General features: G+C 45.2%; 12 protein-coding genes. 5 read left to right on the top strand and 7 right to left on the bottom strand.

Annotated features, from left to right (window positions below):
* The first annotated feature begins 174 nt into the window (after positions 1 to 174).
* The 3 genes from ACYQ15_RS12360 to ACYQ15_RS12370 all read left to right on the top strand — a co-directional run bounded on the left by ACYQ15_RS12360 (position 175) and on the right by ACYQ15_RS12370 (position 3,765).
* Entirely contained in the window at positions 175 to 2,643 is a 2,469-nt protein-coding gene (locus ACYQ15_RS12360; protein WP_459937815.1) for a DNA polymerase, read from the top strand.
* A gap of 253 nt (positions 2,644 to 2,896) precedes the next feature.
* Complete coding sequence (locus ACYQ15_RS12365; RefSeq protein ID WP_459937816.1) at positions 2,897 to 3,118, top strand: hypothetical protein; 222 nt, start codon at positions 2,897 to 2,899, stop codon at positions 3,116 to 3,118.
* Positions 3,118 to 3,765: a hypothetical protein gene (locus ACYQ15_RS12370; RefSeq protein ID WP_459937817.1), complete on the top strand. Its 648-nt coding sequence runs from the start codon at positions 3,118 to 3,120 to the stop codon at positions 3,763 to 3,765. Before ACYQ15_RS12365 ends, ACYQ15_RS12370 begins: the two co-directional genes overlap by 1 nt.
* Before the next feature lie 254 nt (positions 3,766 to 4,019).
* Here ACYQ15_RS12370 and ACYQ15_RS12375 read toward each other — a convergent pair whose 3' ends face one another.
* A complete protein-coding gene (locus tag ACYQ15_RS12375; protein ID WP_459937818.1) occupies positions 4,020 to 4,577 on the bottom strand; it encodes a MucR family transcriptional regulator in 558 nt (185 codons plus the stop codon).
* Between the two features lie 191 nt (positions 4,578 to 4,768).
* Between ACYQ15_RS12375 and ACYQ15_RS12380 the strand changes: the two genes are divergently transcribed.
* Together ACYQ15_RS12380 and ACYQ15_RS12385 are read left to right on the top strand one after the other, a co-directional pair.
* Positions 4,769 to 5,176: a BRO-N domain-containing protein gene (locus tag ACYQ15_RS12380; RefSeq protein ID WP_459937819.1), complete on the top strand. Its 408-nt coding sequence runs from the start codon at positions 4,769 to 4,771 to the stop codon at positions 5,174 to 5,176.
* A 1,678-nt stretch (positions 5,177 to 6,854) separates the two neighbouring features.
* Positions 6,855 to 8,144: an IS701 family transposase gene (locus ACYQ15_RS12385; protein WP_459937820.1), complete on the top strand. Its 1,290-nt coding sequence runs from the start codon at positions 6,855 to 6,857 to the stop codon at positions 8,142 to 8,144.
* Positions 8,145 to 8,413: 269 nt separating this feature from the next.
* Here ACYQ15_RS12385 and ACYQ15_RS12390 read toward each other — a convergent pair whose 3' ends face one another.
* From ACYQ15_RS12390 to ACYQ15_RS12415, 6 genes are all read right to left on the bottom strand, one after another.
* Positions 8,414 to 8,551, bottom strand: a complete 138-nt coding sequence (locus ACYQ15_RS12390; RefSeq protein WP_459937821.1) for a BRO-N domain-containing protein — start codon at positions 8,549 to 8,551, stop codon at positions 8,414 to 8,416.
* 1,263 nt (positions 8,552 to 9,814) lie between these two features.
* Positions 9,815 to 10,900, bottom strand: a complete 1,086-nt coding sequence (locus ACYQ15_RS12395; RefSeq protein WP_459937822.1) for a MerR family transcriptional regulator — start codon at positions 10,898 to 10,900, stop codon at positions 9,815 to 9,817.
* A gap of 294 nt (positions 10,901 to 11,194) precedes the next feature.
* Positions 11,195 to 12,097 (bottom strand): tyrosine-type recombinase/integrase, encoded by a 903-nt coding sequence (locus tag ACYQ15_RS12400; RefSeq protein WP_459937823.1) that lies wholly within the window; start codon positions 12,095 to 12,097, stop codon positions 11,195 to 11,197.
* Between the two features lie 3 nt (positions 12,098 to 12,100).
* On the bottom strand, positions 12,101 to 12,346 hold the full coding sequence (locus tag ACYQ15_RS12405; protein WP_459937824.1) for an Arm DNA-binding domain-containing protein: 246 nt from the start codon (positions 12,344 to 12,346) through the stop codon (positions 12,101 to 12,103).
* Positions 12,347 to 12,801: 455 nt separating this feature from the next.
* The gene (locus ACYQ15_RS12410) at positions 12,802 to 13,725 is read right to left on the bottom strand and encodes a DUF4351 domain-containing protein (RefSeq protein WP_459937825.1); all 924 of its coding nucleotides are present in this window, start codon (positions 13,723 to 13,725) and stop codon (positions 12,802 to 12,804) included.
* An 84-nt stretch (positions 13,726 to 13,809) separates the two neighbouring features.
* A complete protein-coding gene (locus ACYQ15_RS12415) occupies positions 13,810 to 14,658 on the bottom strand; it encodes a hypothetical protein (RefSeq protein WP_459937826.1) in 849 nt (282 codons plus the stop codon).
* Positions 14,659 to 14,700 lie beyond the last annotated feature (42 nt).

The raw sequence follows: 14,700 nt of genomic DNA on the forward strand, positions 1-14,700 counted from the left end.
TAGTTATCTTATAATTAATTTAATTTTTTAAAAAAGGCTATATAGCCTTAACGAAATTTCGGCGGAAATTATAAACTACCCTGCACCCTGCAACTCTGCAGAAACATACAGGCCGCCATCCAGGGCCAGGCTACTAATACTCATTTTCATAACTTAACCGGAGGAAATATAATCATGTTAGTCGAAGTTGCCGATAAGAGCGAAGCCATCGTTCAAATGCTGAATCAGATTTCCGATGTCAGGCATATCAATAGTTCCAACTCATATGTGTGCCCATGTCCACTTTGTGGTGGGACTGACAGGTTCTGTTATAGCCCAACTCCTGATAATAAACCGGATGCGATACAAGTGAATGGGCTATTTTACTGCCGTCAATGCGGCTTTAAAGGTCACGGAAACTATTTATTCGATATTCTCAGGGGTCAAAAATCTCCAAGCAAGTCCCAAGAGGCTAGACCTATTCAGGCCATATCCAAGAAAGCCCCACCTATTCCTATATTTAAAGCCATCGATCCTCAGTGGCAGAAAAAGGCACTGTTCTACCTCGAAAATGGTCTCGAAGCAGTTAATGGTTTCAACAAGGCTATATTTGAACATCGTGGCATCAACGAGCAAACAGCCAAGCTATTCAAGATCGGAATTAATTGTAAGAATAACACCAGGTTCTTCAACTATGAATCTGTTGAAAACAGTCAGGTGTTGGAACCCGGCATCATCATCCCCTATTTTCGTGACAATCAGCTCTATCATGTGCAGGTCAGGCACTTCTTTGAGGAAGACGGCAAGAAATATTCCAATCTTTCAGGAGGCAATGCTCATCCATATCTATTGCCAAACAATAATGCTTCTTTAAACAAGTTCATGATTGTCGAAAGTGCCTTGGATGCGATCATGATGTATCAGCATGCTGGCGATTTGATCAGACCGATAGCTCTTGGAAGTACAAACAATCTCATTGACAAACATGTTCACGATCTTCTCAAGAATTCAGACCTAGTTCTTTTATGCCTTGATAACGATGAGCCAGGGCAACAAGCTGCTCAATTTCACGCCAAGGTTTATGATCAAAGCAGGATTATTATCCCGCCTTTTGGCAAAGACCCAGGCGATTACTTTTCAATGGGTGGCAATATTCGTGACTGGGTACAATCAATTTTACATGGTTCGCCTTGTGAATCAACCTCTACATCTAAAAGTCAGGTGCAAGTTATCCGTTCAGAGGAGAGTGCAAAAGCATACTTAGAATCAGTATCTCAATGCGCACTCGTTGCTCTTAATATTTTTACTAATCCCTCGAGCAAGGTAGGCTTTAAAGATAAATATGCTGCCATGTGTTTTGATAATAATCAATTGGCTCTTTTTAATATGAACTATCTGCCAATGAAGGTCTTAAAACCGATTTTATCAAAAACGGTAGTTTGCTTTAACGGTGTAGATGTACTTGCTCGAATTAATGTGAAACAGAATGTTGCGCGGAATATAGAGTCTATTCAGCTCATGTACAACGCTCTCCACAATATACCTACAAAAGCCATAACCTTAGACAAGCTGGTCCCTTTATTAGGCTTGAAACCATTAAGAATTCCGTCGATTTCAAATTCGCAGGAGGTTATATTTTCAGAGCTGGAGAAGGTTCAGATAGTTCACAAACTATATGGGTACCTGCACTCCCAACTGACACTCAGCGGCAGGGAAAACTTATATGAACTCATGAGGGATGCGCAATTTGCCGTAAGCGAGATGCAGAAAAACGGTATACTCTACCGTGAAAACACCAAAGGCTATGATTCGTATGTCTCGTTCCGAGATCCGGAAACAAAACGGCTTCACCCGCAATACCATATTGCAGGCACTGTCACTGGTCGCTTCTCGTGTTCCAAACCAGGCTTGCACTCGGTACCCAAGGACGCCGTGACTCGTAGCAGGTTCTACGCTCCACAAGGCCGTAAGTTTGTAATTGGCGATGCAAATCAGGTCCAGTTGCGCATTGCAGCTGAAATCAGCGGAGACGAAGTGATGAAGCGTGTGTTTGCTGAGGGGCAGGACCTGCATTTACAAACTGCCATGGCAGTATCAGGTAAAGGGCCTGAACAGGCTATGCCTTATCGAGGCATTGGAAAGGCGACTAATTTTGGATTTGTTTTTCAACAAACTGCGATGGGATTGGCGAAATGTCTTACCGAAGATTATGGAATCGAAACATCAGTCGAGGAAGCAGCGGAACACCAGATGTCGTTTCAAGAACATTATGCTGGCCTTGCGAAGTGGATGGCCGATACCAAACGTCAGGCCTTGCTCAGCATTCGTCCGACTCTTGTGAAAACTCCGTCAGGCCGCATACGCAACCTCGGATGGTACGGAGGAGACCGTAGCAGCCTGATATTGAATACGCCCATCCAGGGTGGCGAGGCCGAAGTTCTTCTGGCAACTCTTATTGAGCTATATTCCCGCTTGGATGGAGTGGATGCCAAGCTGGTGCATGTAATTCATGATGAGATAATTCTGGAAGCTGCCGAAAAGGATGCCGAAAAGGCTAAAGACATTCTTGAGCAGTCTATGATTGCCGGCATGCTGAGAATATTCCCTTCGGCAGATACCACAGGCCTAGTCGATATTCGCATTCGAAAAGACTGGCAGAAATAATCAGAGGTAACCATGTTAACACTGGATAAGCTTTTGATGAAGCAGAATACTCCCAACTTCAAACCGCCGTAGATGCTGACAGGAGGGGGGGGTAATTATTTCAATCGATAAGTTGTTTTTGATATAAAGTATGACTTATGTTTATGCCCAGTGAAAAAATTGAATTAGTTAACAAATAAAGTAATTGAATGCATTATATAATATAGGTTTAAATTAAAATGTTTTGTCAGAATAATTATAGTCAAGGAGAGATATGATGACTTGTTCACAGTTAGAGACAGCAGAAATCGAAACTTGTGGTATTCGGAAAGCAGGGGCACCAGTTGGCAATACTAACGCGAAGAAGCATGGATTTTATAGTCAAGGCGCTAAAAAGGACTGGGAGGCTATGGATTCATTGATTCGTGACTGCCATCGGCTTTTAAAAAAAATCGAGTCAGGCGAACTACATATTACTGATCAGGTGAAGTCGTAATGAATACGATAGACGCACACCAGGATTCACCGTTTTCGCTGGGTTCATTGCTGGAGTTTTTCAGTGAACCGCGACAGCCACGAAATGCTGCTTTTAATGCTGACCCACCACTCGAACCGGAGGAATCTCTGGCCAAGGCTTTAGGCGTGGAAGAGCCCGAAGACGGTGAGCTTGTGGAATACATCCCGCGTGTTGTGCCGCAGCAGCAGACGCCTTTGGCAAACCTCGCTGGAAATACAAGGTCAAGCTTGGCCGGAGCAAAGTCTGATCTTGTTGATATGTTTATTTTGAATTCAGCATGGCCGGTTTTCTCTGCGGCTTCTCATCAGACTGCGGACGACAAACAAAGCCAGTATTTTGCTTTTGTTGAGGAGGTTGCTCCGGAGTCGCCGCTGGAAGGGATCGTTGTCGTCCAGTTGCTCGTTTTGCACTTACAGGCAATGCAGCAATTCAGAAGCGCCAATAGTGTCTCGTCTCAGGAAAGTGCGGACAGGTACAACAAGGCCGGACAGGGGCTGCTGAAGCAGTTTTCGGATACCTTGAAGTCCTTGCAGCGGTTGAAAGGACAGCATGGGAAACAGGAGGTTACGGTGAAACATGTGAACGTGATGGCGAACCAAGCCATCGTGGGTGACGTTGTTCGGTAATGACAGGGTACGGAATTCTCATCAACAATAAAAAGCCTCGACCAGCGAGGCTTTATCATAATGAGGTATTTCAATGAAAAACAAAAACAACTGGCTTTCACGTTATCAAGGTACGATTTTTCAATATGAGGAAATGATAAGAGAACGCATAGGACTGCTGTTTTTCAACACTTTGAACATGTATTTTTTCTATGGGATTCCAGGCATGATTATTTTCGCAGCCTGGAATTTTGATCCGATGTTAGATCGGCTGCCTAGGCTTCTGAACCAGCTCCAGAAGAAGCATCTTCTTTCTGCTTTTTCTTTTCGGCCATAGCTTCCTGCCGCTTCTCGTATACTTCCCCGCCTTTTCTCATCTTGTGCCTTGATCTCTCAAGATAGTCTTTGGACATAAGTTTGTCCCCAGGCTTGTATCCGCAAAGCTGCTTGTACTCATCGACGCTCATGTTGCTATGGGTGTTGATATGCGTCTTCGTCAAGATATCGTAACCTTTTCCGCAAATAGCGCAGTAAATCTTTTCTTCATCAATACATTTTTTGGGAGCCTTGGCCCAGTTGCCTTTGTACTGAGCTTTCAGATCAGCCATCCTGTCTACTTCTTTGGGGGCAAGTTCTTCAGTTGGAGCAGACGCCGTTAAGGCTGGTGTTTGCTTCACCTCTACGTCAATAATCTCCCGCTCGCCAAGATTCATGGCTTTCTTTTCAATGGCCTTGATGCCCAACCTCAGCCTTTCAACGATGGTGAGAATCTCATCTGGATCTTTGCCTGGGTACTTATCCATTACCGTTATCAACAGCTTTTCCACATCCATTTGCTTGTCTCCTGTTAATGAATTTCGAAGTAATGGTATGACCGATATGAGACAAATGAAAGGCTGTCAATGGATTGTAAGAGAGAGGCATTTAGCTGTTTCCGACACATCACACTTTATAGGCCCAGATCCAAGCCGAAAACAAAGTCCACAGTTTTTCCAACGACCTGTTTGGAGATCTGACAGTTCTGATGATTGATAATGAGCCTTGGTTCATCGCCAAAGAGCTGACCGACAAGCTTGAGTACCCAGAAGCCCACGATGCAATCAAGACTCTTTGTCCTGATCGCAGAAAGGTAACTCATAAGTATTTAAATGGGTTACTGACTAGAACCGCATCAAACCCGGTTCTAGATATTTCCAGATTCAAGAAGGGTTGCCTGATTATTTCCAGGGCAGATGTGTTCGCGCTTATTGACGGATCAACCAAGCCGGAAGCCAAAGTTATGAAAGAATGGCTGAATCGCCATGTTCTTCCTGCCATCGAGGACCCAGAACCATGCCCCTGCAATTATCAACCAGCACAACCACGTGGCTCCGCCGACACCGTCCAAGGAGCAGAGCGACGCCGAACACATTGTCCAGAATTTCTGGCATAAGCAGTTTGGCGATCTGACCATTCTCTTGATCGATGGCGATACAAAGATCCAACTACTGCGAATATTGATTATCGTAAGAACCGAGTGTTGCATAAGCCATAACATATCGAGAGGTTATATAGTAAGGACGGCGATACGCCGTGCTTTAAAATTCCTCGCTTAGGGACAATCTCATAATCGTTCAGATCTTTTCCGGCTGGTAAAAAACTCGGGAATGACGAAGGCAAACGTTTTGGGGACTGGATCATCCCGTCCAAGTTGGCAGGACGTGGTTTCTATTCTCACATTGCTCTGTTTCTTACGGGGCAAGGTTGTCCCGAAAGCATAAGAGCAGGCTACCCTCCTCCTCGATGGGGTAGAAAATTTCTACCCCATCGTAACAATCGAAAATTATTCGTACTATTTGCGAGAAGGTTTCGACGCGTGGATGTTCTTCAATCCGACTGCATTGCCAGCGTCTCTTAAGCGAAAAAACAAACCCAAGTCTGAGCACGCCCATTGGCAACATTTAAGGTGTTCGTTGAACGTATACCTTGATCCAGCTGAATTTTTTCGTAGTTTTTCTACACGTCCTTGACCCGCACCTACTCCTCACATTGCTCTGTTTCTTACGGAGCAAGGTTGTCCCGAATGCTTGATCGCAGACCTCCTACTCCTCAAGGGTGTACAAAATTTGTACCCCCTTTATATCTTGAGAATTTATCGAACCCAAGTTTGGGCACGCCCATTAGCATCATTCAAGGTGTAACTTGAAGTGACACATTGATCCTTCTGATTTGAATTGATGCTTTTCTGCAATTTTTCAATGCGTCGTCGGTGAATTCTATCCCGAGCATTCTGATCATGTCCGCGACCATGAAGAAAAATGTCTGACTCGTCATTCATAACCTGAAGCTCCCCCAAGCTCCGGATTGTACAACAAGATATCGAAGAACAGGTCATCTGGGATCATCAATGTGTCTCTGAGCAGACCACGACCATCTTTGAGTGGGTAATTGATTTAACGGGGCGTCCGTTGGCGTCATTTAATGTACGTTTTAAAAACGTACATTGATCCTCTTGAATTTGCACATAATTTTTCAGCCCTCGCTAGCATCTTGTCCTGAATTTTCAGCCCAAGCATTCAGCCCAAGCAATCTTACTGCCCGGAAGAAGATGTCTGATCCCTGCGGATCATAACCTGTAGCTCTCCGGCACTCTGGATGACTACGACAGGAAGTCGTAGAATCTGTCTTCCCGGATATCAGGGTGTCCCGCATACGCCCAAGCGTATCTTTGATTGGGTAAATAGTATTTATCCAATCGATATCTATCCATCCCGGATCATTTTTCGAGTCCGAATGATCCCATGGTTGTCAGGCAAGGGGTTGGTTAAAACAACCCCTTCCATATCCAAATGAAATAATAGCACTATTGTGATCAAGTCGTACACTGCGTTCTTTGGGAACATAATTCCCAATACCCGCCCAGTATCGGTCATTGAAAGAACAAAGACTCAGGATCATCATGGTGTCCTATTAAGCACTCAAGCGCATCCTGGAGGGGCTGCATTGAATGCACCCCCTATAAATTTGCCTGGAATTATAACCCTACAACGCAATTTAGATAAAAAAGCTTGATTGTTCAATCAAAGTCTGCCACTATGCCATTTACCTTACATCAGCAAAGGAGGCAGGCTATGCTACCAGATTGTCGAAGAAATGAACATTGTTACCCAGTTCCAAAATTTGATTTAAGCCTTGCAGAGATTGAAGGTTTCAAGGATAAGCTCGAAGGCTTCCACGAACATTTTCATGACTGCTTTCTCAGGAGCGAGTCCAGAGCCAATTTTTTTCGCTATATGAGCGGCCAGTTCAGTGGACTTGAGCGTAAATCAATTGAACCCATTGCCTTAAGCGTCGAAGACGGGAATGTTCGAGCAATGCAGCGCTTTGTAAGTGATGCCCCCTGGGATGACGAAAAAATAATGCTCAAGTATCGTAGTTTGTTAAAATCTGATCTTGGCAGTCCTAACGGAGCCTTAATTTTTGATGAAACCAGCTTTCCCAAAAAAGGGGAGGATTCCGTAGGTGTTGCGAGGCAATATTGCGGGTCTATCGGCAAGGTAGACAGCTGCCAGGTTGGTGTTTTTGCCGCTTATGCCTCTGATATCGGATATTCACTGGTAGATAAACGTCTTTTTATTCCGGAAAAGTGGTTCACAGAAGAGTACGCTGAGCGCAGAAAAAAATGTAATCTCCCAGATGAGATATCCTTCAAAACCAAACCTCAGCTTGCCGCTGATATGTTGAACAAGTTGACAGCTGAACAGATCCTGCCGTTTAAATATGTTCTAGGTGATTCCGTTTACGGAAATAGCCCTGTATTTATTGAGACCGTTTCAGATTTGCCCGGAGTCACATATTTTGTATCAGTTCCAGAAGACACGCTGTGCTGGCCAAAGGTTCCGATAACAATTAAAAAACAATACAAATACAAAGGTGAAATCAAAACTAAATTAAAACTTGCTGATGAGAAAAATAAACCAATCAAACTTTCCGATTTAGCAAAGAGCATCAACCCCTACCATTGGTATAGGCGTACAGTTTCTGAAGGGACAAAAGGGCCAATCATATATGAATTTTCCAGGTGCAAGGTCACAATCGCTAATTCAAGCTTGCCCAAAAAAAATGTTTGGCTGGTGATCCGAAGATCACTCGGGAACAATCCCATTTATAGCTACTATATCAGCAATGCGTCCATCAGCGTAAGGTTGTCAACATTTGTATGGCTGAGTGGATTACGCTGGGCTATCGAACAGTGTTTTGAAGAAGCCAAGTCCGACCTTGGAATGGACCACTATGAGGTCAGAAAATTTCCAGGGTGGCACCACCATATAATAACTTGCATGTTGGGGCATTTCTTTCTCTGGCATCTTAAACTCATTTTGGAAAAAAAAAGCACCATCCATTACGCTCTCGTTGCTTAGGTTTTTGTTCAAAGGCCTACTGAAATTGAGGAGACTTGATTTACAAGCCTTGCTGGATCAGGTTGCCTGGATCCAAAAAAGGAACCATAGGGCTCGACTATCACACAGGCGAAAGAAGCAAGGCATAGACCAAATTGAATAAGTTGCGTTGTAGGGATAATCATGGATTGTGTTCAGGTTCGGGCAGCGCGAAATAATCGCATCCAGTGGCAGAAGTTCATATTCGTTTTGTCGGGCAGGCGTACTAATTTTTTGAGCAGGGTACGATGTCAGGTGTACATCCGAATGCTCAGGATATGGACGGACATTCCCTCCGGGGTATAGAGGCCATGCTTCCTGATTGCCGGGATGATGTCCCTGCTGATCCACAGCTTTGCCTTGAATCCGATGGGCTTGTCTGATTGCAAAGGAAGTCGTAAAATACATCTTCGCGGACCATCAGGGTGTCTTGGTCACGCCCCATAGCATCCTGGATGGGGTACATAGTATGTACACCATCGGTATCTGCCCCATTTTCTTCATATTTTTTTCAACAAGAGCGTTAAACGAGGTTTTTGGTTTCTTCAATCCCAACATACGCCCGGCATCCTTGAGACAGAAAAAAAGTCCGGATCTTTCTTCAGAACCCTGAGATTTCCCAAACAGCAGTCACCGTTTCCCCTGCTCCGAAGGACCTTGTCTCGCCAGGCCCTCAAGCGAGAGTCGAACCCGATTCGTTTCCGACATCTGCATGATTAGGTAAAAGAAGGAGCTGCCCTGGATGGTTTTAGACTCCAGCATCACGCCTTTGCTGTCCTGTAGGGGGGTGTTTAAAACAAACCCCCTGCATATGTCATAGATATACAAGAACTTTCTGTTGCGACCGGCAAATCCGGTCTTGTCTGTTTAGAGATCGGCTTCTTGGGGCAGGTATTTACCTCCCCGGATGCAGGCCATAGATGCTCACAAAAATAGAGATCAGATGCCAGCATCTCATTCATAGCCGGAAGAGAAATCCGCCTATAAAAGCCATGCCGAATAGATTTCCGAAGAAGTACATAAAAATAAGATGGTTGTGTAGGGGGTAGATTTAATCTACCCCCTCCCGGATTCGTTTGGCCGGTTCAGGAGATACCGATTGGGTGCATACAATGCACCCAATCCTGGAAGCGCTTGGCCGGTTGCAAGATACTTTGGTGACCACGGAAAGCAGTACTTTCGGTTATCCCCTAAAAACAATCGGATTTAAAATCGGAGCGTAAGCAGCATGGTTGTGCTTGGTGAGAGGCCGGAATCTTCCCAGATCTCCCCGGTCACTTTCAAGAATCCTCCTTGGTTTGATGACGGCGGGGAAGATTGGAATACTTGCCGTTGCTTTTACACTGCAAGGCTTCTTTCCGGACAACCAACGAACATAGATCAGTAATAATCACGGGGGGATATCGACATCTGTCCGGGTATCCGGCACTTTTCAGAGGTATCAGGCAATGCCGATTGCCTCTCAGTGCCACGGGTTGGGTGCCTATACATTAAAAAACAGCCGGATACCCGAACAGCCTATCCTATCCATCTGTTGTTTTTACCAAATGCCTGATCGGAGTACTACCGCTCAGCAACAATATTTCTCAGCGGCCATTAGTCGGCTTTCCATTTCCAGGTCGGCTCCCCAGTATCCATTTCAAACCTCAAGTTCAGCCGCTGTCCTGAATAAAGCTGCGCAAAGTCCCCCGATTCCAGCCTTTCCTGGCAGTCAATGTCGGCACCCCGGCACTGTCGAGAATCCTGACCAAGTCGGCAAAGGTCAGTTCGGGGTGTTTGGCCTGCATGGTCTGTATCCAGTGCGTTACTGCTTCCTTCTCGGGTTTGCCCTCGTGGATTGATTTTTTCACAAGGTCCAGGTCAGGGCTATCGGAATAGTACATTGGGTCTTTGAAGGTTCTGGTCCTTTTGCGTTTTGGGCCGGCACCAAAAGCTTCACCGGCGTCGTCAAAATCGACATGCTCCAGTTTCACCTGGATCTTTTCGAGGTCCAGCTCCGTTCCCGCAGCCGGGGCCTCGATACCGAGATCGGATTCCAGCTTCGCAGTTCGGGCCTGTAGCTCGACGGCAACCTTATAGTACTGCGTCAGCGCGGAGTTGATCTGCGGGATGATCCCGGAAATTTGGGAGAGGAGTCGGGATTCGAGGTGTGAGAGGGATTGGTCTACCTCGTCGCGCAGTCTGTTCTCAAGATTTTTCAAGGCTTGACCCTCTAATTCATGTAAGTCTTTCGTCTTCTCGGCTACCGCAGGGTGACTAGGTCTGGCCGTATTATCTATCTTTTCCGTTCCTACGGTCGGAGTGTCTGTGCCTGAAAGAAGGAAAGAAGGAGAGAAAGAAGGAAAGCCAGAAGGAAGTACATCAAGAAGGACAGAAGGAAAGATAGAAAGATCGAAGGAAGGTAAGAAAGAAGAACCGAAAGAACGAGAGAAAGAAGGACCGACAGAAGGAAAGACGGAAGGAGAGAAAGAAGGAACATCTCTTGTGTAATGCTCCGGATGCTGCCTGCGCCAATTGTCTAGGAGGCTATAGACATCTTCATTGGCGACGCCATCGGATTTCAACTCAAGAATTTTGTTAAATATTTCAATGTTGATTGGCAAATATCGTGTCTGTCTGCCTTGGTCTTGAACGACCAAGAATTCCTTGAAAACGTCTTTATAGTTGTAGAGCGTCTTGTAATTGACGCCCAATTTCTGGGCAATATCAGTGAGCCTATACAACTGCTTCTCGTTCATATCATCAACCTCCTTGTTAACGGACCCATTTACAACCGGCCCGCCATCAATTTGTTAACAAATAAGGGTGATGTCGGCTGGTATCGTAGATATCCACCTTCATCACCCACTGCTCGACCCACCAAATATGGGCACATACTTTCACTGCAAAATCATAACCTATCGGAATTTAATAATATTTATTCTGCCTCTTCAGTGGCACGATCTCCACCCACTATATACCCACCAGCGCAGGGTGGGTATTAACAAACGAAAGTGAATTATCTCGTATAGTTCACCCCAAATTTTCACCCATCATATACCCACCAGCGTGTCCATAATCTTCGTTGCTTCAGACAAGGTGCCGTGTGTCAGATGTGCATATCTTTGCGTAGTTGATATCTGCGAATGCCCCAGTAGCTTCTGCACTTCGTAGAGGGATCTGCCACTGTTCACCAGAAAAGATGCGTAGCTGTGCCGGAGATCGTGCAGGCGAACGTCTGGGATTCCAGCTGCCTTTCTGATCCGATTCCAGGTGGAGAAGAAGTACAGCAAGGGCTTGCCCGTTTTGGGGTTCGGGAAAACATACTTGGAGCCGTTGTTTTGCCTCCGTGTCAGCACTTCCACCGCTCTGTCTGACAAGGGAATGGTTTTGGGTCTTTTGGCTTTGTTGCGTGATGCGGGAAGCGTCCATGTGGCTTTTTCCAGGTTCAGCTCCTTCCATTCCAGTTCGACAACTTCGGATTTTCTGGCCCCAGTAACCATGAGTAACTCAACAATGTCCGGCACAACGTCACTGCTACATTCCTTGAGCGCGGTCAGCAGGCGCTGCATCTCCTCGACGGTAAGAAACCGCTCCTTTTGATTGTTGTCCGCCAACTTTGGGATGTGCCGGGCCGGTGACTTGTCGATAATCTCCCAGCGTTCGGCCAGGCTGAAAATGTATTTCACTATGGCCATGTTGCGATTTACCGAACCCGGTTTCAGACCTCCAGCGGAAAGCTTGTTCTGTAGGTCCACCAGGTCATGTTTGCTGATGTCGCTGAGCTTCTTCTGGCCCCACAGCTTCATCATGCGTTGCTCAATGGCAGTCTGATCGTACTCCCAGGTCCGCTTGTAGGTTTTGATGTATGGGATGTAATTATTCTTCACGAAGTCACGAAATGTCGGGATCGCCTTCAGCTTTGTCTGGGCCTGGTGGGGATCAAAGCCGATCACTGACTAGCTTTTCATTGTTTTTGCGATATTGCGAGCATCTTCAACACCGATGGTTTGCGGTGTGCCAATCTTGATCTGTTTCAGATTCCCGGAATTGTCTCTGTACCTCAGATAGAATGTGGACGTGCCTGTACTACGCACTTCCAGCAGAAAGCCCTGAAGTTGAGTGTCAAAGTAATCGATCTTGGCTTTATTTTCCGGCAACGGCGGAACAGCAACAAACGCCGGACGCAAGTGTACCTTGGGCATGAGAGTTACCTCCTGAAAAAGTTAAAGCCGCCCTGGATGGTTCCAGAGCGGCTTGGTGATGGTTTCCTTGGGATGCTAGAGAGGTCCCTTTGAAACTTATAACAAAGTACAGGAGGTGTTTTCGAAAAAGAGAAGAGAAGTGAGGCAGATTGGTGATCGAAAGTGGCCACAATCAGTCACATACAGGCAGAGGGCTGGAGGATCGATTTTACGGCCACCCACACCATTTGACATGCCAATCTGTGCCAAGAGATGCCTGGATGCCGTAAAAGGCAAATCTGAGGAACGTATTTACGAGAAAAAGCAGTATTTGTTGGCAACAATATTCGAGGGCCTCCCCTTGGATTGAAGCCCATCTCACAAATGAAGACGATGAGCGTTCTCAGTTATTCTGTAAAAAGAAAGGGAAGCCAAGATGGCCTCCCCTTCCCTAAATTTCCAAATGTCCGAACGGTTCAGTTGTCCCTGAACACCTCGTCGATGCTCTTGGCGTCCAGAAGTTTCTCGGCCCAGAGGTCGAGTTGTTCCGGCGTGGCTTTGTGGAGTCGATCCTGGAATTGGCTATCGAGGGTGTTTTGGCCGAAACGTTTGGTGAGTTGGCGTTGAATAACGGCTTGTCGGCCTTTAACTTCGCCTACAAATTCGCCTTCGACACGGCCTTCATCACGACCAAGATTTTTGATGTATTGTGCGAGCATGGCTGTCTCCTTGTGTTCGATGATGTCGTCGTAAAGGGCTTTTTGCTCTTCCGGCTGAACATCGGCGTAAACGTCGATGAAATCGACATATTTTTCAAAATGTACCCGTGATGCCAGTTGGTAGAGGCCCAGGTAGGCGTGGCGCAAAACTTCAAGGCGTTCAGATTGTGGATATTGCATCTTGGGCATAAGGATTTTGGCCACCGGGTTGTTCACATTGTAGTAGTCTTTGGCATGGAGGGCAAACAGTTTCAGGTGGACGTACTCGAAGTGGAGAAAGGTGGTTCCGGCAAAGCTGCTTTCCAATTGTCTTGGAACGTCCTTGCGCCAAGCCTTGCGGTCAGTGAACAAAACCGTGGGAATGACCACTGCGTCAGGATGGGCTTCCATCAGGTCCGTGGCGTAGCGCAGCAGCTTGTAGATGGAGAATTTTTCCTTGTCCTCCTGGAATTCAACAAGCCATAGAAGCAATGAACCTCGGGCAAAGCGGAACAGGATCGGCATGTCCAGGGCCAGCGCGGAATCGGCCAAGCGATGTTTGCGCGGCTCCTGGCGGACAAAGGTGATCTCCTGGAGTTCGCCGTACTGTTCCAGAGCCTGCGGGTAGAACAATTCCAGGGACTCGCGGGGAAAGTCCAGGAAGACGTTTTTGAAATTATGGTCGTGGGATTCTTTGGGCATGGTGAGGCTGTGTGGTTGAAAGTAATTTTATCAGTTATCTCAAAAAGAAACTGAGACAATTTTAGGCCTAATTTGATGTTTATTTTATTCTTGCAATAGGTCTTCGAGGTGCACTACATCAATATTTTCGAATGTCCTTTCCTGATTCAAATCCTGTTCTACAATTCGGTCAAGATTTTCAGTGAAATCTATTACGTTATTTGATTTATTTACTACATCAATTAAATAATCTATTGATTTAATAAATTTAATTTTATCAATTTTATCTTTAATCAAATTATCAGTCAAAGAAAATGAATCTTTAACAAGTTTTTTCAGTAAAATTGATTTGCGCGCTATAACGAATCCAGCTGCTGCTATTCTATTATGTAAACTCATAGTACTATTGAGGTATTTGATTAAATCTTGCTTGTCATTTATCTCGAACGTTATTTTGTATAGATCATCTATTTTGTCATCAAAAGTTCTTGTTTTAATAATTGCCTCTATCTCTAATTCAAGCTTGCCGAATCTTTGCTCGAATATATCATAGACCATCGAAAGTTTTTCTGTGTGATATCCAGAATACTCACCATTTTCGTAATAAGATTTGGCATTGTTTATTGATTTTTGATACCCTATCAGTTTGTAAAAGTCTTCATCGCGTAAAGTAGTGTTTATGGATTTGTATAAAAAATGCAATTCTTCCTTCTGGTGTGCATAACTAATCAAGGTTCTCAAATAATATCTATCTTGTATAAATCTTATCTTCTTCGAAGCTAAACTGTCTATTTCACCATAGATGTTTTCAATGGATTCGACGAGCATTTTTTGTAAAACTTTAATGATGCCAGCCTGCTTACCGTTTTCATAGTTTATTTCCTTTACCTCATCATCGCCTGAGGCAAAACCTTCCTTAATCAATTCATCTATCCGTTCCTGAGGGATGCCCACTGTAACTCTCTCCTTAGTTTCAATATTTGCAGTCATGCTTTT

It is taken from the genome of Desulfonatronum parangueonense (assembly GCF_054656975.1).